Here is a 20879-nt window from a genome sequence, read left to right as displayed (position 1 = left end):
GGTCGCCCGGGACGGCCAGACCGTTCGCGATGAGGACGTCGTCGACCTGCGAGAACAGCTCGTCGGTGTGCGTCTTCCGCTCCACGAGGAACGAACGCACGCCCCAGGTGAGCGCCATCCGACGGCGCGTGGCCTCGTTCGGGGTGAAGGCGATGATCGGCAGGCCGTGGCGGAGGCGCGACATGCGTCGGGCGGAGTCGCCGGACTCGGTGAAGACGCAGAGGTACGACGCCTCGGTGAACTCCGCGATCTCGACCGCCGCGAGGGTGATCGCACCGCCGAGGGTGCGCGGCTTCGTGCCGAGCGGGGCGATGCGCTCCAGGCCGTGGTCCTCGGTCGACTCGACGATGCGGGCCATCGTCCGGACGGTCTGCACCGGGTACTCGCCGACGCTGGTCTCGCCGGAGAGCATGACCGCGTCCGCACCGTCGAGCACCGCGTTCGCGACGTCGGAGGTCTCGGCGCGGGTCGGGATCGGCGACGAGATCATCGACTCCAGCATCTGCGTGGCGACGATGACCGGCTTGGCCATGCGGCGGGACAGCTCGACGGCCCGCTTCTGCACGATCGGGACGGCCTCGAGCGGGAGCTCGACGCCGAGGTCGCCACGCGCCACCATGATGCTGTCGAACGCGTCGATGATCTCCTCGAGCGCGTCGACGGCCTGCGGCTTCTCGACCTTGGCGATGATCGGGAGGCGCTTGCCCTCCTCGTCCATGATCTCGTGCGCGCGCTCGACGTCCTTGGCGTTGCGGACGAACGACAGCGCGATGAGGTCGGCGCCCTGGCGGATCGCCCAGCGGAGGTCCGCCTCGTCCTTCTCGCTCAGCGCCGGGACGTTGACGGCGACACCGGGCAGGTTGATGCCCTTGTTGTTCGACACCGTACCGGCGACGACCACCTCGGTGCGGACCCGGACGCCGTCGGTGTCGAGCACGCGCAGGCGGACCCGGCCGTCGTCGATGAGCAGCGGGTCGCCGGGCTTGACGTCCTGCGGGAGGCCCTTGAACGTCGTCCCGCAGATCTCCTTCGAGCCCGGGACGTCCTCGGTGGTGATGGTGAACACGTCGCCGACGGCGAGGTCGTGCGGACCGTCCGCGAACTTCGCCAGGCGGATCTTCGGGCCCTGGAGGTCCACGAGGATCGCGACCGGCTTGCCGAGCTCCTCGGCGGCACGGCGGACGTTCTCGTAGTTGGCCTCGTGCACGCTGTAGTCACCGTGGCTGAGGTTGAGCCGGGCGACGTCGACGCCCGCCTCGATGATCTCCTTGACGGTCTCGTACTCCGACGTTGCCGGTCCGAGCGTCGAAACGATCTTTGCGCGTCTCAATGGATTCCTTCGTGTGGTGGATGGTGCTTGGTGTTTCCGCGCTGTGGGGCCGCGCGGAACGAAGCGAGGCCACCAGCACCCTACCGAGTGCCGGTGGCCTCCCGCTCATCGGCTGCCGCGCGTTCCGGAGTCGTTCACGTCGTGCACCGTCGTCGTCTCAGACGCTGATCGCACGGTCGGTCGCCTTCACCGGCGCCGGCAGGATGGTCGAGCCCTCGAGGTACTCGTCGACCTTGGCGGCCGCGGCGCGTCCCTCGGCGATCGCCCAGACGATGAGCGACTGCCCCCGTCCGGCGTCGCCGGCCACGAAGACGCCGGGCTCGTTGGTGGCGTAGTCCGCACCACGGGCCAGCGCACCGGACGGCGTGGTGGGCAGTCCGAGCTGCGGCTCGATGGTGTCGGTCTCGGGTCCGGTGAAGCCCATCGCGATGAGCACCAGGTCGGCGGGGATCTCGCGCTCGGTCCCGGCCTTCGGGACCCGGCGGCCGTCGAGGTACTCGGTCTCCGCGACACGGAGCGCGCGGACCTCGCCCGCTTCGTTGCCGAGGAACTCGACCGTCGACGCCAGGTAGTGCCGCTCGCCGCCCTCCTCGTGGGCGCTGGTGACCTCGAACACGGTCGGGAACATCGGCCAGGGCTGCTCGGAGGGACGCTCCAGCGGCGGCTGCTTGCCGATCGCGAGGTTCGTCACGCTCAGTGCACCCTGCCGGTGCGCCGTCCCGATGCAGTCGGCGCCGGTGTCGCCGCCACCGATGACGACGACGTGCTTGCCCTCGGCGGTGGTCTGGTTGTCGACCTGCGTGCCGGCGTTCGTCTTGTTCTGCTGGACGAGGTAGTCCATCGCGAAGTGCACGCCGGCGAGGTCACGCCCCGGGATCGGCAGGTCGCGCGGGACCATCGCGCCCGTGGCGACCACGACGGCGTCGTAGCGGGACTTCAGGTCGTCCCACGTGATGTCGCGACCGATCTCGACGCCGGCCCGGAAGCGCGTGCCCTCGGCCTGCATCTGGGCGAGACGCGCGTCGATCTGGCGCTTCTCCATCTTGAAGTCCGGGATGCCGTAGCGGAGCAGGCCGCCGATCCGGTCGTCGCGCTCGTAGACGGCGACCGTGTGCCCGGCGCGGGTCAGCTGCTGCGCGGCGGCGAGACCGGCCGGTCCCGAGCCGACGACCGCGACGGTCTTGCCGGTCAGCCGCTCCGGCGGGTGGGGCGTGACCCACCCGTTCTGGAAAGCCTCGTCGATGATCGACACCTCGACCTGCTTGATCGTCACCGGCGGCTGGTTGATACCGAGCACGCACGACGCCTCACACGGTGCCGGGCAGAGCCGACCCGTGAACTCGGGGAAGTTGTTCGTGGCGTGGAGGCGCTCGATGGCCTGCCGGCCCTCGCCCCGCCAGGTGAGGTCGTTCCACTCCGGGATGAGGTTGCCGAGCGGGCAGCCCTGGTGGCAGAACGGCACGCCGCAGTCCATGCAGCGACCGGCCTGCCGCTTGAGAGCGCCGGACTCCTGCTGCTCGTAGACCTCTTTCCAGTCCATGAGCCGGACGGGCACGGGGCGGCGCTGCGGGAGCTCGCGCTCCTGCACCTTCAAGAAGCCCTTCGGGTCAGCCATTCGTCGCCTCCACGGTGTTGATGCGCGCTGCGTTGGTGTGTGCTGCCGGTTCGACCATCCGCGCCGGGTCAGCCATTGGTCGCCTCCAAGATGCGGTTCCAGACGATGTCACCGTCTGGGTCGAGACCCTCCTCGACGGCCTGCTGCCGGGTCGCGAGGACGGCCGCGTAGTCCCGCGGCAGCACCTTCACGAAGTCGCCGAGGTCGCCCGACTCCAGCAGCTCGGCCGCCACGGTCGAGCCGGTCTCGGCACGGTGTCGTTCGAGCAGGTCGGTGACGATCTCGACGTCGGCGCTGTCGAGCGCCTCGAGGCGCAGTTCACCGCTCGCGAGCGAGTCCTGGTTGACGTCCTCGCGCCGCAGGCCGCGCACGTACGCCGTGCCGCCGGACATGCCGGCCCCGAGGTTCCGCCCGGTCTCGCCGAGGATCAGCGCCAGGCCACCGGTCATGTACTCGAGCGCGTGGTCGCCCACGCCCTCGACCACGGCCGTGGCACCGGAGTTGCGGACCAGGAAGCGCTCCCCCACGATCCCGCGGATGAACATGCTGCCCTGGGTCGCCCCGTAGCCGATGACGTTGCCGGCGATGACGTTCCGGGACGGGTCGAAGGCGGCCTCGTCGTCCGGACGGACGATGACCTCGCCACCCGACAGGCCCTTGCCGACGTAGTCGTTGCTGTCGCCCACCAGGCGCAGCGTGACACCGGCAGGCAGGAAGGCACCGAGCGACTGCCCGGCCGACCCGCGCAGCGTGATGTCGATCGAGCCGGCCGGCAGACCGTGCTCGCCGTGCCGCAGGGTGACCTCGTGCCCGAGCATCGTCCCGACGGCCCGCTCCGTGTTGCGGATCGGCAGGTCGAGGGCGATCGAACCGCCGTTCTCGAGCACGTCAGCGGTCTGACGGATGAGGTCGACGTCGAAGTGCTCGTCGAGCTCGTGGTCCTGCGCACGGTGGTGCCGACGCGGCTCGTCGGGCGCGAACGCCGGGCCCTGGAGCACGGGCGCGAGGTCGAGCCCGGACGCCTTCCAGTGCTCCACGGCACGGTCGACGTCGAGCGCGTCCGCCTGGCCGATCGCCTCGTCCAGGGAGCGGAAGCCGAGCTCGGCGAGGAGCTCGCGGACCTCCTGGGCGATGAACTCGAAGAAGTTCACGACGTGGTCGGCCTGCCCGGAGAACCGCGCACGGAGCTCGGGGTTCTGCGTCGCGACGCCGACCGGGCAGGTGTCGAGGTGGCACACGCGCATGAGGATGCAGCCCTCGACGACGAGCGGTGCGGTCGCGAAGCCGTACTCCTCGGCACCGAGCAGGGCGGCCACGACGACGTCGCGACCGGTCTTCATCTGCCCGTCGACCTGGACCACCACGCGGTCGCGCATGCCGTTGAGCATGAGCGTCTGCTGGGTCTCGGCGAGACCGATCTCCCACGGCGTGCCGGCGTGCTTGAGCGAGTTGAGCGGGGACGCGCCCGTGCCGCCGTCGTGGCCGGACACGAGCACGACGTCGGCGAGGGCCTTCGTCACACCGGCCGCCACGGCACCGATCCCGGACTGGCTGACCAGCTTCACGTGCACGCGAGCCGACGGGTTGGCGCGCTTGACGTCGAAGATGAGCTGCTTGAGGTCCTCGATCGAGTAGATGTCGTGGTGCGGCGGCGGCGAGATGAGGCCGACGCCCGCGGTGGCGTGCCGGGTGCGTGCGACCCAGGGGTACACCTTCTGCGGCGGCAGCTGACCGCCCTCGCCCGGCTTCGCACCCTGCGCCATCTTGAGCTGGATGTCGGTCGCGTGCGTGAGGTACATGCTCGTCACGCCGAACCGGCCGGATGCGACCTGCTTGATCGCGCTCCGACGCTCGGGGTCGAGCAGACGCTCGACGTCCTCGCCGCCCTCGCCCGTGTTCGAGCGGGCGCCGAGCCGGTTCATCGCGATCGCGAGCGTCTCGTGCGCCTCCTTCGAGATGGAGCCGTAGGACATCGCACCGGTGTTGAACCGCTTGACGATGGACTCGATCGGCTCGACCTCGTCGAGGGGCACCGGCCGACGGACGCCGTCCTTGAAGCGGAAGAGCCCGCGGAGCGTCATGAGCGCTTCGGACTGGTCGTCGACCGCCTTCGAGTACTCGCGGAAGATGTCGTACCGACGCGAACGCGTGGCGTGCTGGAGCCGGAACACCGTGTCCGGGTTGAACAGGTGCGGCGGTCCCTCGCGGCGCCACTGGTACTCCCCGCCGGTCTGCAGACGCTCGTGGGAGAGCACCGCGCCGTCAAGCGGGTACGCCTGGGCGTGGCGCTCGGCGTTCTCGGCGGCGATGACGTCGATGCCGACCCCGCCGAGGACCGACGACGTCCCGGTGAAGTAGCGGTCGACGAACTCCTGCGACAGGCCGACGGCCTCGAACGCCTGGGCGCCCGCGTAGCTCGACACCGTCGAGATGCCCATCTTGGACATGATCTTCAGGACGCCCTTGCCGAGCGCCTTGATGACGTTGCGGACGGCCTGCTCCGGGGTGATCCCGGTGATCATGCCGGCGCGCACGAGGTTCTCGCACGTCTCCATGGCCAGGTACGGGTTGATCGCCGACGCGCCGTACCCGATCAGGGTGGCGACGTGGTGGACCTCCCGCACGTCGCCGGCCTCGACGATCAGGCCGACCTTCATGCGCTGCTCGGTGCGGATCAGGTGGTGGTGCACGGCGGCGAGCAGCAGGAGGCTCGGCACCGGCGCGTACTCGGCGTTGCCGTCGCGGTCGGACAGCACGATGAACTGCTTGCCCGCCTCGATCGCCGCGTCGACCTCGTCGCACACCGCGTCGATGCGCTTCTCCATGGCCGCCTCGCCGTCGTCGACCCGGTACAGGCCCTTGATCGTGACGGTGAGGTGCCGGCCCGACCCGGTCTCGAAGTGCTGGATCTTCGCGAGCTCGTCGTTGTCGATCACCGGGAACCCGAGGACGATCTGCTTGGCGTGCTCCGGCCCGGCCGTGAGCAGGTTCCGCTCCGGCCCGAGCCCCATCCCCATCGAGGTGATGACCTGCTCGCGGATCGAGTCGAGCGGCGGGTTCGTCACCTGCGCGAACTGCTGGGTGAAGTAGTCGAACAGCAGTCGGGGGCGCTGCGACAGCACGGCGATCGGGGTGTCCGACCCCATCGCCCCGAGCGGCTCCGCACCGGTCTGGGCCATCGGACGCAGGAGGACGCGGACCTCCTCCTCGGTGTACCCGAACGCGCGCTGGCGACGGGTGACCGAGGCAGGGGTGTGCACGATGTGCTCGCGCTCCGGCAGGTCGGACAGGTTGATCCGGCCGGCCTCGAGCCACTCGCCCCACGGGCCGGACTCCGCCAGCGACCGCTTGACCTCGTCGTCCTCGATGATGCGACCGGCCTCGGTGTCGACCAGGAACATCCGTCCGGGCCGCAGTCGGCCCTTCCGGACCACCTTGGCGGCGGGCACGTCGATGACGCCCGTCTCGGACCCCATGACGATGAGCCCGTCGTCGGTGACGAGGAAGCGTCCCGGTCGCAGGCCGTTGCGGTCGAGCGTGGCGCCGACGAGCGAGCCGTCGGTGAAGGTGATGGCGGCCGGACCGTCCCACGGCTCCATGAGCATCGAGTGGTACTCGTAGAACGCCCGGAGGTCCGGGTCCATCGCGGTCTGGTTCTCCCACGCCTCCGGCACCATCATCGACACCGCGTGCGGCAGCGAGCGGCCGCTCAGGGTGAGCAGTTCGAGCACCTCGTCGAACGACGCCGAGTCGCTGGCGCCCGGGCTGACCACCGGGAGCAGGGGTGCCATGTCCCCGAGCAGCTCGCTCTCGAGCTGCGACTGCCGGGCGCGCATCCAGTTGCGGTTGCCGCGGACGGTGTTGATCTCGCCGTTGTGCGCGAGGGTGCGGAACGGCTGGGCCAGCGGCCAGGACGGGAACGTGTTCGTCGAGTAGCGCGAGTGCACGATCGCGAGTTTGGACGCGAACCGCTCGTCGCTGAGGTCCGGGTAGAACGGCTCGAGCTGGAGCGTCGTGACCATGCCCTTGTAGACCATCGTGCGGCTCGACAGCGACATGAAGTAGACGTCGAGGTCGTGCTCGGCGCGCTTGCGCAGCCGGAACGCCTGCCGGTCGAGCGCGATGCCGCTCCAGGCGTCACCGTGCACGTCGTGCCGGTTCGACGCGACGAAGAGCTGGGCGAACGCCGGCATGGCGGCGCGGGCCAGCGTGCCGAGGACCTCGGGTCGCACCGGCACTTCGCGCCAGCCGAGGACCCGGAGGCCCTCCTCGCGCGCCAGACGCTCGATGACGTTCTGCACCCGGTGCCGGTCGTCCTCGTCGGTCGGCAGGTAGGCCGTCCCCACGGCGTACGCCCCGGCGGCGGGCAGGTCGAACGGCACCTCGTCGCGCAGGAAGGCGTCCGGCACCTGGCACAGGATGCCCGCGCCGTCACCGGTGCCCGCGTCGGAGCCGACGGCTCCGCGGTGCTCGAGGTTGCGGAGCGCGCCGAGGGCCGCGTCGACGATGTCGTGCCCGGCCGTACCGCGCAGCGTCGCGACCATCGCGAGGCCGCAGGCGTCCTTCTCGTTCGCCGGGTCGTACATGCCCGCCGCGTCCGGCACGGCCGAGAACCGGCGGTGCGGGGGCAGGAGACCAGCGTGCTGCGCCCGAGCGGGCTGGGACTGGGGTGGCTGGAGCGCCATGGGGAACCGTCCTCACGAGGTGGTGGAACAGGGACAGCGGTGGCCCGGTGGTGCCGTCCGCCCGGACGGGCGGGACAGGTGCCCGTTCGTGCCCCCGGCGGGTCACCCCGGCGGCACGGGTGGTGTCGAGCCCGGTTCGTGGCGGGCGGTCGGTGCGGCAGCGGGGCTGGGGCTCCCGCCGCGGAGGTGCGTTCGGCGGACCGGTCGCGCGGGAGGGGTGGTCCCGGGCGCTCCGGTTGGGCGGGTGGTCGGCGCCCGGGCGGTCGCGCGGGACGCTAGGACCGGGTGGTGCCGACCGGCTCGACGACGGTGTCGGTGGACTCGTCGTGTTCTGACCAGGTGTCGTCCGAGTCTACATCGGCACGGGCGGCCGGCCCGCGACCGGGCAGGTACGGCGACGGCTCCTTGCCGGTGTGCCGTCGGGACTGCACGATGAAGATGACGACCCCGAGCACGATCGCGGCGAGGGCGGCCCAGACGTTGGTGCGGACGCCGAAGAAGGTCTCGCTGGTGTCGACGCGGATCGACTCGAGCACGGAGCGTCCCGCGCCGTACCAGATGAGGTACAGGGCCATGACCTTGCCCCACTGCAGGGTGAACTTCCGGGCGAGGAACAGGATCACGATGACGCCGGCGACGTTCCAGATGATCTCGTAGAGGAACGTCGGGTGGAACAGCGTGCCCTCCGGCAGCCCCTTCGGGTACGCGGCGTTGGACGACTCGATCTGCAGGCCCCACGGCAGGCTCGTCGGCATGCCGAAGAGCTCGTGGTTGAAGTAGTTGCCGAACCGGCCGAAGGCCTGCGCGAGGAGCACGCCCGGAGCGATCGCGTCGATGAAGGTCGTGAACCGCAGCCCCACCTGGCGGCAGCCGATGAACGCGCCCACCGAGCCGAGGATGAGCGCCCCGAAGATGGCGAGCCCGCCCTCCCAGATGTAGAGGAACGAGAGGGGGTCGCGACCGGGACCGAAGTAGTCGCTGACGTGCGTGAACACGTGGAAGAGCCGCCCACCGATGATGCCTGCGGGCACGGCCCAGATGGCGATGTCGATGATGATCCAACGCTCGACGCCGCGGGCGTTCAGGCGGTGGTTCGCCATGAGCACCGCGACGACGATGCCGATCAGGATGCAGATGGCGTACGCGTGGATGCGGAAGTCGAGCGGCAGCGACCACCCGAACACGTTGCGCAGCCAGTCCGTCAGGTCGAAGTACTGCCAGGCGGTGCTCGGGCTCGGGATGCTCAGGAGGGGCATGGAGGTGCGGTCGCCTTTCGGTGCGTGCTTGCCTGGCCGACGTGGGATCGGCCCCGATCACTGTAGCGCGGACGACCGACCGGGCAGGACCGTCCGGGTGGACCTGTGGGAATCGTGACCCGCGACCGACGGGAGGCCCGGGTCACGTGACCGACGTCGGTCACGTGATCCGGGCCTCCCGTCCGGTGTCCGGCGCTGCGCGCCGCCCCTCAGCGGCGCTGCGCGCCGGCCGTCAACTCGGCTGCCCGGTCCGCGACGCCCCGCACCCCGAGGTCGGCCAGGGCGCGGACGAACGCGGACCCGACGATCGCGCCGTCGGCGTACTCGAGGACCTCGGTGACCTGGTCGGCGGTCGAGATGCCGAGGCCGACGCACGTGCGCTCGACGCCGGCGTCCCGGAGCCGCGAGACCACGGATCGTGCGGCCGAGTCGACGCCGGCACGCGCGCCGGTCACGCCCATCGTCGAGACGGCGTAGACGAAGCCACGGCTCGAGGTCACAGCCTGCCGCATGCGCGTCTCGGTGGAGGACGGCGCGGCGAGGAAGACGCGGTCGAGTCCGGTGCGCTCGGAGGCGTCGATCCAGGCCGAGGCCTCGTCGGGGATGAGATCGGGCGTGATGAGCCCGGACGCACCGGCGGCGACGAGGTCGTCCGCGAACCGGTCCACCCCGTACCGCAGCACGGGGTTCCAGTAGGTCATCACGAGGACGGGGACGTCGGCACGGCTGGTGATCCGGTCGACCGCGTCGAAGACCTGAGCCACCTTGAACCCGTTCGCCAGGCTCTCCTCGGCCGCGCGCTGGATGACGGGCCCGTCCATGACGGGGTCGGAGTACGGCAGGCCGAGCTCGATGACGTCGACGCCGTTCTCGGCCAGGGCGACCGCCGCGTCGACGCTCGTGTCGAGGTCCGGGAAGCCCGCCGGCAGGTAGCCGACGACGGCCCCGGCCCGGTCGCGGTTCGCGGCGTCGATCGTCGCCGCGACGGAGGTGTTCGTGTTCGTGGTCACAGCTGCACCGCGTTCTCGTCGAGGATGCCGAAGTAGCGGCTGGCGGACGCCACGTCCTTGTCGCCGCGTCCGGACAGGTTCACCAGGATGACGCCCTCCGGCCCGAGCTCCTTGCCGAGCTTCAGGGCGCCGGCGAGGGCGTGCGAGGACTCGATCGCGGGCAGGATGCCCTCCGTGCGGCTGAGCAGACGGAACGCCTCCATCGCCTCGGTGTCGGTGATCGGCTCGTACTTCGCCCGGCCGATCGCCGCGAGGTGCGCGTGCTGCGGCCCGACGCTCGGGTAGTCGAGGCCCGCCGAGATGCTGTGGCTCTCGATGGTCTGGCCGTCCTCGTCCTGCATCAGGTACGACTTCGTGCCCTGCAGCACGCCGGTCCGGCCGAGCGAGATGCTGGCGGCGTGCCGCCCGGTCTCGATCCCGTCACCACCGGCCTCGTAGCCGTACAGCGCCACGGACTCGTCGTCGAGGAACGCGTCGAAGATGCCCATCGCGTTCGACCCGCCGCCGACGCACGCCGCGACCGCGTCGGGGAGCCGGCCCACCAGGTCGAGCACCTGCTGCCGGGCCTCGTCCCCGATCACCTTGTGGAACTCGCGCACCATCTCCGGGAACGGGTGCGGTCCCGCGACGGTACCGAGCAGGTAGTGGGTCGAGTCGACGTTCGCCACCCAGTCGCGGAGCGCGTCGTTGATCGCGTCCTTCAGGGTGCGCGAGCCGGTCTCCACCGGGATCACCTCGGCGCCCAGCAGCCGCATACGGGCCACGTTGAGGGCCTGCCGCTCGGTGTCGACCGCGCCCATGTAGACGACGCAGTCCATGCCGAACAGGGCGGCGGCCGTCGCGGTCGCGACACCGTGCTGTCCGGCGCCGGTCTCGGCGATGAGTCGCGTCTTGCCGAGCCGCTTCGCCACGAGGGCCTGCCCGAGCACGTTGTTGATCTTGTGCGAGCCGGTGTGGTTGAGGTCCTCGCGCTTGAGGATGACCCGGGCACCGCCCGCGTGCTTCGCGAACCGCGGTACCTCGGTGATGATCGACGGACGGCCGGTGTAGTCGCGCTGCAGGGCGTCGAGCTCCTGCCGGAAGGCCGGGTCCGCCCAGGCCTCGCGGAACGCCGCCTCGAGCTCGTCGAGCGCGAGGACGAGGGATTCGGGGACGAACCGTCCGCCGAAGTCGCCGAAGTACGGGCCGTGCTGATCGCGGAGTGAGGTCACGATGTGCCTTCCGGGACGGGTCCGGCGAACCGGACCGGGTGGGTCGTTCTGCCTGGCGTCCGCCGTTCCGACCCGTGCGGGCAGGACCGGCGCGACGACGTCAGGCGCGCGCTGCCGCGATGAACGACGCGAGGGTGGCAGCGGGGTCGTCGCCCGTCACGAGCGCCTCCCCCACCAGGACGACGTCGGCCCCCGCAGCGCGGTAGTGGGCGACGTCGGCGGGACCGGCGACGGCGGACTCGGCGACACGGACCACACCGGCGGGGATGCGGTCGGCGAGGGAGCCGAAGAGGTCGCGGTCGAGCGAGAAGTCGGTGAGGTCGCGGGCGTTGACGCCGAGGATGCGCGCGCCGGCGTCGAGACCCCGTGCGACCTCGTCCGCGGAGTGTGCCTCGACCAGGACGCGCATGCCGAGCTGCTCCGCGAGCTCGTGCAGCTCCACGAGCCGCTGCTGCTCCAGCGCGGCCACGATGAGCAGCACGACGTCGGCCCCGGCGGCCCGAGCCTCGACGACCTGGTACGGGTCGGCGATGAAGTCCTTGCGGAGCACCGGCACGCCCACACGGGCCTTGACGGCCTGCAGGTCGGCGAGACTGCCGAGGAACTTCCGTCCCTCGGTCAGGACGCTGATGGTGGAGGCGCCGCCGCGCTCGTACTCCGCAGCCAGGGCGGCGGGGTCGGCGATCGGCGCCATCGAGCCGCGGGACGGGCTGGCACGCTTGACCTCGGCCAGGATCTTGACGTCGTCGCCCGGTGCCAGGAAGTCGAGCGCGTCGAGCGGCGAGGCCACCCGGTCGAGGTCGCGTTCGACGTCGGCCAGGGGTCGGTCGGCACGTCGGGCGGCCGCGTCCTCGAGCGCGCCCGCGACGAGGGTCTCGAGCACGTTCGTCACGGTCGGACTACTCCTCGTGGTGCTTCGGGACGAACTTCGGGCCGTTCACGCCGTACCCGGCCTTCGACATGACGGCACCGGCCACGAGTCCGACGATCACGACGGCGGCGGAGATCCACACGCCGACCGCCAGGTCGAACCAGAAGCAGAGCGTGCCCGCCGCGAAGCCGATCAGCATGATGACGACTGCCGTCCAGGCTGCCGGCGAGTGGCCCTCGCCGAGTTCTGCGGGCTCAGTGTTGCTCACGGTGCTCCTCGTTCTGCTGCGGCGTCGTCGGTCGATCGCCGTCCTCCAACCCTACCGCGTCGTCGCCCGCGGTCGGGTCGCTGCCGGCGGACAGGTCGTCCCAATCCGTGATCGCGTCGCGCGTGGTCACGGCGGCGCTCGCATCGGCCGCGGCGCCCGTGGTCGCCGCCCCGTACTTGCGGCTCGGACCCGGCCAGGCGCGTTGCACGACGAGGACGACGACGCCGAGCACGACCGCCAGGGCGCCGCCGACGATCCCGACCGCGGGCCACGCCGTGACGTCGACGCTCGCGACGACCCGCCGCACCCCGGCCAGGTCGCTCACGCCGGCCACCGTGCCGATCGCCGTGCGCGCCGCGGCGACCGGGTCACGCAACGCGCTCACGCCGGTCACGATCACCGCGACGCCGAGCAGGACCTCGACGACGGCGAGGACCACGCGGACGACCCGTCCGGCGATCGTCATGGCCAGGAAGAGCGCCAGGCTGGCGATCGCGAGCGCCGTGTACTGCGGCACGGTCTTCGAGCCGTCGGCGGTGACGGTGGACACGACCGCCGTGCCGGTGCGCAGGTGCACCGTGAACCAGGTCTGCGTCCACGACAGCATCACGATGCCCGCGACGAGCAGGCCCGCCACGATGACCAGCGGCCGGCTGCGCCGGAGGGTCACGAACGCACCTCGCGCATGCGGTTCGCCGTCGCCACCGCACGCAGCGGCGCCGCCGCCTTGTTGACGGCCTCGACGTGCTCCGTCTCCGGATCGGAGTCCGCGACGAGTCCGGCGCCGGCCTGCACCCGCGCGACGCCGTCCTGGATGAGGGCGGTGCGGATCGCGATGGCGAGGTCGGCGTCCCCGGCGAAGTCGAAGTACCCGACGACCCCGGCGTACGCGCCGCGCTTGGCGGGCTCCAGCTCGTCGATGATCTCGAGGGCCCGCGGCTTCGGCGCCCCGGACAGCGTCCCGGCCGGGAACGTCGCGCGGAACACGTCGATCGCCGAGGCGTCGGGACGGACAGCACCCTCGACGCTCGACACCAGGTGCATGATGTGGCTGAAGCGCTCGACCGTCATGAACTCGGTGACCGCGACCGTGCCGGGCTGGCAGACCTTCTGCAGGTCGTTGCGGGCGAGGTCGACGAGCATCAGGTGCTCGGCCCGCTCCTTGGGGTCCTCGAGGAGGTCCTCGCCGAAGCGGACGTCCTGCTCCGGCGTCGCACCACGGGGACGGGACCCGGCGATCGGGTGGGTGATGGCCCGACCGGACTGCACCTTCACGAGCGCCTCGGGCGACGCGCCGACGATCCAGAACGGGGCGTCGTGCACGTCGCGGAGGGCGAGGAAGTACATGTACGGGCTGGGGTTGAGCGTCCGCAGGACCCGGTAGACGTCGAGCGGGTCCGCCGTCACCTCGTGGTCGAACCGCTGCGAGATGACGACCTGGAACACGTCGCCGTCGCGGATGAAGTCCTTCGACCGCTCGACCGCCGCCATGTACTCGTCCGGGGTGGACCGGTGCGTCGGGGTCGGCTCCGCGATGTCGAACGCCTCGGCGACGGTCGCCACGGTCGGCTGGACGAGGTCGCCCTGCATCCGGTCGAGACGGGCCTGCGCGTCCGCCCACATCGTGTCGGCGTCGTCCGTGCCGTCGTTCAGCACGCTCGCGACCAGCAGGACCAGTCCGGTGCGGTGGTCGAGCGCCGCCAGCTCCGACACGAACGCCAACGCCTGCCCGGGCACGTCGAAGTCGGCGGCGGGGACGTTCGGCAGGTGTTCGAGCTGCCGGACGGCCTCCCACCCGATGAACCCGACGGTGCCGCCCACGAGGGGTGGCGTGCCGGGCACCCGCGGGGTGGCCCAGCGGTCGTGCAGCCGGGCGAGCACCTCGAGCGGCGGCCCGTCGAGCGAGTCGACCGCGCGGGACGCCGGGATGCCGGTGTCGATCCAGGACGCACGGTCGCCGTCCTGGGTGAGGACGCCGAAGCTCCGGACGCCCACGAACGACCAGCGCGACCACAGGCCGCCCTGTCCGGCGGACTCGAGCAGGAAGGATCCCGGTCGGCCGTCGGCGAGCTTGCGGTAGACGCCGACGGGGGTCTCGCTGTCGGCGAAGAGCGCCCGGACGACCGGCACGACCCGGTGGTCGGTGAGCAGGCTGTCGAACTCGTCACGCGTGGTCGTGTGGGGTGCGTCGTGGACGGTGGTCGTGGTGCTGGTCATCGGTCACCCTCCGGGGCCGTCGCGGTCACGGGGTCGAGCGGGTCGACGTCGAAGCAGGAGTGCGCGCCGGTGTGGCACGCGGCGCCGACCTGCTGCACGGTCACGAGCAGGGTGTCGTCGTCGCAGTCCAACGCCGCGGCACGCACGTACTGCGCGTGTCCGGACGTGTCACCCTTGCGCCAGTACTCCTGCCGCGAGCGGGACCAGAAGGTCACCCGGCCCTCGGTCAGGGTGCGGCGGAGGGCTTCCCGGTCCATGTAGCCGAGCATGAGGACGTCCTTCGACGACTCCTCCTGCACGATCGCGGGGAGCAGCCCGTCCGCCACCCGGTGGGCTTTCAGCGGACGAGCTCGCCCGCGGCGCGCAGCGCCGCCTTGACGTCGCCGATCGTCATCTCGCCCCGGTGGAAGACGCTCGCGGCGAGGACCGCGTCGGCACCCGCCTGCACGGCGGGGGCGAAGTGGTCGAGGCGACCCGCGCCTCCCGAGGCGATGACCGGGACCGACGCGACCGCGCGCACCGCCGCGACGAGCTCGAGGTCGAACCCGTTCTTCGTGCCGTCGGCGTCGATGGAGTTGACGAGCAGCTCCCCCGCGCCGCGTTCGACGGCCTCGCGGGCCCAGGCGAGCGCGTCGAGGTCGGACTCGGTGCGACCCCCGTGCGTGGTGACCACGAACCCGGACGGCATCCGGTCCGAGCGCTTGACGTCGAGCGACAGCACGACGGCCTGCGCACCGAAGCGGTCGGCGATCTCACCGACGAGCTCTGGACGGGCGATCGCGGCGCTGTTCACGCCGATCTTGTCCGCACCGCACTGCTGCAACCGTGCGACGTCGTCGACGCTCCGGACCCCGCCGCCGACGGTGAGCGGGATGAAGACCTGCTCGGCCGTCCGGGTGACCGTGTCGTACATCGTCGCGCGGTTCTCGACCGTCGCGCCGACGTCGAGGAACGTCAGTTCGTCGGCGCCCTGCTCGTAGTACCGCGCAGCGAGTTCGACGGGGTCGCCGGCGTCCTGCAGGTCCAGGAAGTTCACGCCCTTGACGACACGGCCGCCCTGCACGTCGAGGCACGGGATCACACGGACCGCGACACCGCCCTCGCGAGCGGGCGTTCCGGAAGCGCCGCCGGGCCCCGCCGCGCTGTCCGACCCTGCCGTGCTCACAGCCGTGCCGCGTGGATCGAGCTGACGAGGATGGCGCGCGCGCCGAGGCCGTACAGCGAGTCCATGATCTGGTTCATGTCCGACCGCGGGATCATCACCCGCACGGCCGACCAGTCGCGGCCGTGCAGCGGCGACACGGTCGGCGACTCCATGCCCGAGGCGATCGCCGTCGCGTCCGGCACGAGGGCCGTGGGGATGTCGTAGTCGAGCATCACGTAGCCGCGCGCGACGAGCACGCCGTGCAGGCGTCGGCGCAGGACGTCGATGCCGGGGCGGTCCTCGTCGGTGGCGATGAGGACGGCGGTCGACTCGAGGATGACCGGCCCGAAGATCTCGAGCCCGGCCTGCCGCAGGGTGCTGCCGGTCGAGACGACGTCGGCGACCGCATCCGCGACCCCGAGGCGCACCGCGCTCTCCACGGCGCCGTCGAGCTTCACGAGCGTCGCCGTGACGCCGTGCTGCGCGAGGAAGTCCCCCACGAGGCCGGGGTAGCTCGTCGCGACCCGGACGCCCTCGAGGTCCTGCAGCGAGGCGAACCGGCCGGGCGTCCCCGCGAACCGGAACGTCGAACCGGCGAAGTCGAGCGCGTCGACCTCGTGCGCTTCGGACCCGGAGTCGAGCAGCAGGTCGCGGCCCGTGATGCCGACGTCGAGCGCGCCCGAGCCGACGTACGTGGCGATGTCGCGCGGGCGGAGGAAGAAGAACTCGACCCCGTTCCGCTCGTCGATCAGGTGGAGCGCCTTCGGGTCACGGCGACCGGCGTACCCGGCCTCCCGCAGCATCTCGGAGGCGGTCTCGGACAGGGAGCCCTTGTTGGGCACGGCGATGCGGAGCATCAGGTGGTCTGCTTTCTGGAGAGGTGTGGACGACTGATCGGGCGATCAGAGATGTCGCCACACGTCCGCAGGGGTGAGCCCCTGCGCGACCATGAGGACCTGCAGGTGGTAGATCAACTGCGAGATCTCCTCCGCGGTGCGCTCGTCACCCTCGTACTCGGCCGCCATCCAGACCTCGGCGGCCTCCTCCACGATCTTCTTGCCGATCTGGTGCACGCCGGCGTCCAGTTCGGCGACGGTGCCGGAGCCCTCGGGGCGCGTGCGCGCCTTCTCGGTCAGCTCCGCGAACAGGTCGTCGAACGTCTTCACGGGGTCCGTCTTCACAGGGTCCAGGCTACCGTCCTGCGGTGACCCTGCGGACGCACCGTCCGGACGGGAGGCCCGGATCGCCTCCGCCGCGCCGGTCGCGTCCGCCGCGCCGGTTGCGTCTCCCGTGCCGCTAGCGTCCGCCACGCCGGTCGCGTCCACCGACGCGCCGGTCACGCGCGGGCCGCCGCGGCTGCCTCGCGCAGGTCGGCGATGCGCTGCGCGGGCTCGCCGCCGTACACGGCCGAGCCCGCCACGAGGGTGTCGGCGCCGCTCCGCACGGCCTCGGGCACGGTGTCGACCGCGATGCCGCCGTCGACCTCGAGCCAGACGTCGAGGCCGGACGCGTCGACGGCCACCCGGGCATCGGCGAGCTTCGGCATGACGGAGGGCATGAACGCCTGCCCGCCGAACCCGGGCTCGACGGTCATGAGCAGGATCATGTCGTAGGCGTCGAGGTGGTGCAGCACCTGCGTGATCGGCGTGCCGGGCTTCACGGCGACGGCGGCGCGGGCCCCGTTCGACCGGATCGCCGCGGCGGTCGCCACCGGGTCGGCCGCGGCCTCGAAGTGGAAGGTGACGCTCGACGCACCGGTCTCGGCGTACTTCGGGGCCTCGGTGTCGGCGTCCGTGATCATCAGGTGCACGTCGAGCGGCACCGGCGAGACCTCCTGCAGGCGCTGCACGATCGGCAGGCCGAGGGTGAGGTTCGGGACGAAGTGGTTGTCCATCACGTCGACGTGCACGAGGTCGGCCGTCTCGATGCGGTGGAGCTCGCGCTCGAGGTTCGCGAAGTCGGCGGACAGGATGCTCGGCGAGATGCGGATCGTCACCCGCCAACCCTACCGGCGCGGGGTCGGTGCGCTCGGTCGCTCGTGCCGCCGCTGCCCGGGCGGCCTCAGTCGACGCGGCGGAACAGCGCGACGAACATCGCGTCGGTACCGATCCGGTGCGGCCACAGCTGCGCGACCGGCCCGTCCGCCACCTGCGGGTCCCGCACGGCCACGGCACGGACGACTCCGGCGGTGTCGAGCTGTTCGAGCACGCCGGGGTGCCGTTCGAGCACGGCGTCCACCTGCCCACGCGTCTCCGCGAGGTGCGGCGAACACGTCACGTACGCCAGGGTCCCGCCGGGAGCGAGCACCCGCACGGCCGCGTCGAGCAGCTCGGCCTGCAGCGCCGCGAGCTCGGGGACGTCCTCCGGCTGCTTCCGCCACCGGGCCTCGGGACGGCGGCGGAGCGCACCCAGCCCCGTGCACGGAGCGTCGAGCAGCACCCGGTCGAACCGGACCGCCGCGCCGTCGCGTCCGAACCGCCGACCGTCACCCTCGACGACCGTCACGCCGTCACCGAACCCGGCGAGGGCCTTCCGCACGAGCCCGGCGCGTGCCGGGACGAGCTCGTTCGCGACCAGGTGCGCGCCGCCGACCGCCGCCTCCGCTGCGAGGAGCGCCGCCTTGCCGCCCGGTCCGGCGCACATGTCGAGCCACCGCTCCCCCGGCCGCACGGCCGACGACCGGCTGAGCGCGAGGGCGGCGAGCTGGGAGCCCTCGTCCTGGACGCGGAGCCGCCCGGCGGCGACGCCCGGCACACGGGCGGGGTCGCCGGAGACACCACGGATGCCGGTCGGCGAGACCGGGAGCGCGTCCGCCCCGGCACGGACGGGAGGCACGGTGCCGGTCGCGTCGTCGGCCGTCGGCCCGTCGCCGTCCCCGTGCTGCGGCTCCGGTGCGGGGTCGTCGACCCGGGTCGCGGTCGCGACGTCCTCGTCGGTCGCGAGTCCCGGCAGTGCCGACAGCTGGACCCGCGGCGCGACGTTGTCGGCGGCGAGGAGTGCCGCGAGTTCGTCGCGGGACCGTTCGGCGGCGAGAGCGTCCCGCAGCGCCGACACGACCCACGTCGGGTGGGACCACCGGGTCGCGAGGAGCGCGTCGCCCCCACGGCCCTCGGAGATCGCGGCGTCCCACTCCTCGTCGGAACGCGCCGCGACCTTCCGGAGCACGGCGTTGACGAACCCCGTGGCGCGGCGGGCACCGACCTCGCGCGCGAGCTCGACGGTAGCGGACACGGCCGCGTGGGTCGGTGTGCGCATGCCGAGCAGCTGGTGGGTGCCGAGGCGCATCACGTCGAGGACGTCCGCCTCGATGTTCTCGACCCGACGGCCGGAGGCGATGTCGACGATCGCGTCGTAGCGCCCGAGCATCCGGATCGATCCGTAGGTGAGCTCGGTCGCGAACGCGGCGTCCCGGGCGCTCAGGCCGGCGCGGCGGATGCGTGCGGGCAGCAGCAGGTTGGCGTAGGCGTCGTCGACCTGCACGGCACGGAGCACGTCGTACGCGACGCGTCGGGCCGAGGTCGGGCGGGGACCGCGACCGCGCCCGGTGCCACGCCCGGTCCCGCTGGGCGCCGCGTTCACGCGAGGACCTTCCCGTCGAGCGGGCCGAGGCCGCGGGCCCAGGCGGCGGCGTCCATCGCCTTCTTGCCCGCGGGTTGCACCTCGGTGAGCGCGAGCGGGACGTCGGCCGTCCCGACGAGCAGCCGCCCGTCGACCAACGCGAGCGCGCCGGGGGCGAGGTGCGGGGCGGAGGAGGCCGTGCCTCCCGGCTGGACGGAGCTGCGGAGCAGCTTCACGCGGGTCTCGCCGAGGTGGGCGAACGCGCCGGGCTCGGGTGTGACGCCGCGGATGCGGGCGTGGACCCGCACGGCGGGCTCGTCGAAGACGACGTGCGCGTCGTCGACGGTGGGCTTCGGTGCGAGGGTGACCTCGCCGACCTGCTCGCTCGCGACGGCGGTCCCGGCCGCGAGGCCGTCGACCACCCGGGCCACGACCTCCGCACCGGTCTCGGCCATCGCGGCGAGGACGTCGCCGCTCGTCGCGTCCGGGTCGATGGTGAACGGCTCGCTGGCGTACAGCGGGCCGGCGTCGAGCGCCTCGACGAGCTGGAACACGCTCGCGGCGGTCTCGGTGTCGCCTGCCATGACGGCACGTTGGACGGGAGCGGCTCCGCGGTACGCGGGCAGGGCCGAGAAGTGCAGGTTGACCCAGCCGAGCCGGGGTGTCTCGAGCGCGGGCCGGCGGAGGAGCGCCCCGTAGGCGACGATCACGCCGAGGTCGGGCGCGAGGGCCGCGAGCTGGTCCGTGACGGTGTCGTCGACCCGGGCCGCCTCGATCACGGGCAGGCCGAGCTCCTCGGCGACCTGCGCGACCGGGGTCGGCGTCAGGACGCGCTTGCGGCCCTGCGGGGTCGCGGGGCGGGTGAGCACCGCGACGATCTCGTGGTCGGACGCCGCGAGTCGGCGGAGGGTGGGGACGGCCGCAGCGGGGCTGCCGGCGACGACGAGACGCATGGGGTCCATCGTCCCACGGCCGCGGAGCGGGCTCGTGCGCGGGTGGCTGGTGTCCCGGCCACGCGGCGGCAGGACCGACGCGGTGGGGCGTGTGTACCGTCGGACCCTCCACGAGAGGGAGGCACCATGTCAGACGTCACCACGTCCACCGACCGCTACGCAGGGTCGAGCATCCAGAAGATCGCGCTCGTCGTCGGGATCGTGTTCCTGCTCGTCGGGATCGCGGGCTTCGTCCCCGGCATCACGACGGGCGACCTCGCCGGGGCGGGTCACGGCTCGATGGCCATGCTCCTCGGCGTCTTCCAGGTGTCGGTGCTGCACAACATCGTGCACCTGCTGTTCGGGATCGTCGGGCTCATCGCCGCGCGGTACCCGACCGGGTCGCGCATGTACCTCGTCATCGGCGGGGTCGTCTACTTCGTGCTGTGGGTCTACGGCCTGTTCACGGCGGGCACCATGACCGGCGCGAACTTCGTGCCGCTGAACTGGGCCGACAACTGGCTGCACCTCGTGCTCGCCGTCGGCATGGTGGCGCTCGGCGTCGTGTTCCCGCGGGGCCGCCGCCGCCCGGTCGGCGCCTGACGACGAAGCGGGACACTCGGCGCACGGAGCACGGAGCACCCGCGGCGCACGGAGCACGGAGCACCCGCCGCGCACTGCGTACGCGGCGCACGGCAGTACGGCACAGCACGGCCCCGGGAGCGAGCAGCTCCCGGGGCCGTCGTGTGTCCGGCGATCGTCGTGCGTCGGCGACCGTCGGG

Annotated in this window: 18 protein-coding genes; 1 reads left to right on the top strand and 17 read right to left on the bottom strand. The window is 72.1% G+C overall.

Features of this window, described 5'->3' with window-relative positions:
- The 17 genes from pyk to Csp2054_RS09945 form a co-directional block, all read right to left on the bottom strand.
- Nucleotides 1–1330 (bottom strand): pyruvate kinase (gene pyk, locus Csp2054_RS10025; RefSeq protein WP_096899161.1); only part of this gene is annotated, 1330 nt, incomplete at its 3' end.
- Nucleotides 1331–1487: 157 nt separating this feature from the next.
- Nucleotides 1488–2945 (bottom strand): glutamate synthase subunit beta, encoded by a 1458-nt coding sequence (locus Csp2054_RS10020; protein ID WP_096899160.1) that lies wholly within the window; start codon nt 2943–2945, stop codon nt 1488–1490.
- Between the two features lie 68 nt (nt 2946–3013).
- Nucleotides 3014–7630, bottom strand: coding sequence for a glutamate synthase large subunit (gltB, locus tag Csp2054_RS10015; protein ID WP_411897150.1), 4617 nt, complete (start codon nt 7628–7630; stop codon nt 3014–3016).
- 275 nt (nt 7631–7905) lie between these two features.
- On the bottom strand, nt 7906–8886 hold the full coding sequence (gene lgt, locus Csp2054_RS10010; RefSeq protein WP_096899159.1) for a prolipoprotein diacylglyceryl transferase: 981 nt from the start codon (nt 8884–8886) through the stop codon (nt 7906–7908).
- 209 nt (nt 8887–9095) lie between these two features.
- Nucleotides 9096–9896 (bottom strand): tryptophan synthase subunit alpha, encoded by an 801-nt coding sequence (gene trpA, locus Csp2054_RS10005; RefSeq protein WP_096899158.1) that lies wholly within the window; start codon nt 9894–9896, stop codon nt 9096–9098.
- Nucleotides 9893–11107 carry a tryptophan synthase subunit beta gene (trpB, locus tag Csp2054_RS10000; protein WP_096899157.1) on the bottom strand — a complete coding sequence of 405 codons (1215 nt, stop codon included), beginning with the start codon at nt 11105–11107 and terminating at the stop codon, nt 9893–9895. The genes trpA and trpB overlap by 4 nt, the downstream gene beginning before the upstream one ends.
- Nucleotides 11108–11207: 100 nt before the next feature.
- Entirely contained in the window at nt 11208–11990 is a 783-nt protein-coding gene (trpC, locus tag Csp2054_RS09995) for an indole-3-glycerol phosphate synthase TrpC (protein WP_096899176.1), read from the bottom strand.
- Between the two features lie 16 nt (nt 11991–12006).
- On the bottom strand, nt 12007–12246 hold the full coding sequence (locus Csp2054_RS09990; protein WP_096899156.1) for a DUF6704 family protein: 240 nt from the start codon (nt 12244–12246) through the stop codon (nt 12007–12009).
- Nucleotides 12233–12916: a Trp biosynthesis-associated membrane protein gene (locus Csp2054_RS09985; RefSeq protein WP_096899155.1), complete on the bottom strand. Its 684-nt coding sequence runs from the start codon at nt 12914–12916 to the stop codon at nt 12233–12235. The genes Csp2054_RS09990 and Csp2054_RS09985 overlap by 14 nt, the downstream gene beginning before the upstream one ends.
- Complete coding sequence (locus tag Csp2054_RS09980; protein WP_096899154.1) at nt 12913–14463, bottom strand: anthranilate synthase component I; 1551 nt, start codon at nt 14461–14463, stop codon at nt 12913–12915. The genes Csp2054_RS09985 and Csp2054_RS09980 overlap by 4 nt, the downstream gene beginning before the upstream one ends.
- Nucleotides 14460–14789 (bottom strand): phosphoribosyl-AMP cyclohydrolase, encoded by a 330-nt coding sequence (gene hisI, locus Csp2054_RS09975; RefSeq protein WP_255252690.1) that lies wholly within the window; start codon nt 14787–14789, stop codon nt 14460–14462. The genes Csp2054_RS09980 and hisI overlap by 4 nt, the downstream gene beginning before the upstream one ends.
- A gap of 11 nt (nt 14790–14800) precedes the next feature.
- Complete coding sequence (gene hisF, locus Csp2054_RS09970; RefSeq protein WP_096899152.1) at nt 14801–15544, bottom strand: imidazole glycerol phosphate synthase subunit HisF; 744 nt, start codon at nt 15542–15544, stop codon at nt 14801–14803.
- An 80-nt stretch (nt 15545–15624) separates the two neighbouring features.
- Nucleotides 15625–16464: an ATP phosphoribosyltransferase gene (gene hisG, locus Csp2054_RS09965; protein ID WP_096899151.1), complete on the bottom strand. Its 840-nt coding sequence runs from the start codon at nt 16462–16464 to the stop codon at nt 15625–15627.
- A 45-nt stretch (nt 16465–16509) separates the two neighbouring features.
- Entirely contained in the window at nt 16510–16773 is a 264-nt protein-coding gene (locus tag Csp2054_RS09960) for a phosphoribosyl-ATP diphosphatase (RefSeq protein WP_096899175.1), read from the bottom strand.
- A gap of 170 nt (nt 16774–16943) precedes the next feature.
- Nucleotides 16944–17603 carry a ribulose-phosphate 3-epimerase gene (gene rpe, locus Csp2054_RS09955; protein ID WP_096899150.1) on the bottom strand — a complete coding sequence of 220 codons (660 nt, stop codon included), beginning with the start codon at nt 17601–17603 and terminating at the stop codon, nt 16944–16946.
- Nucleotides 17604–17668: 65 nt separating this feature from the next.
- On the bottom strand, nt 17669–19186 hold the full coding sequence (locus tag Csp2054_RS09950; protein ID WP_096899149.1) for an RsmB/NOP family class I SAM-dependent RNA methyltransferase: 1518 nt from the start codon (nt 19184–19186) through the stop codon (nt 17669–17671).
- Nucleotides 19183–20118: a methionyl-tRNA formyltransferase gene (locus Csp2054_RS09945; protein WP_096899148.1), complete on the bottom strand. Its 936-nt coding sequence runs from the start codon at nt 20116–20118 to the stop codon at nt 19183–19185. Before Csp2054_RS09945 ends, Csp2054_RS09950 begins: the two co-directional genes overlap by 4 nt.
- Before the next feature lie 126 nt (nt 20119–20244).
- Between Csp2054_RS09945 and Csp2054_RS09940 the strand changes: the two genes are divergently transcribed.
- Nucleotides 20245–20700, top strand: coding sequence for a DUF4383 domain-containing protein (locus tag Csp2054_RS09940; protein ID WP_176491648.1), 456 nt, complete (start codon nt 20245–20247; stop codon nt 20698–20700).
- The last annotated feature ends 179 nt before the right edge of the window (nt 20701–20879 follow it).

Origin of the sequence: Curtobacterium sp. 'Ferrero' (assembly GCF_002412165.1) — a bacterium.
In the GTDB taxonomy this organism is placed as follows: Bacteria; Actinomycetota; Actinomycetes; order Actinomycetales; family Microbacteriaceae; genus Curtobacterium.
The sequence above is the reverse complement of the archived record's forward strand: the minus strand, read 5'-3'. Positions and strand labels throughout refer to the sequence as shown.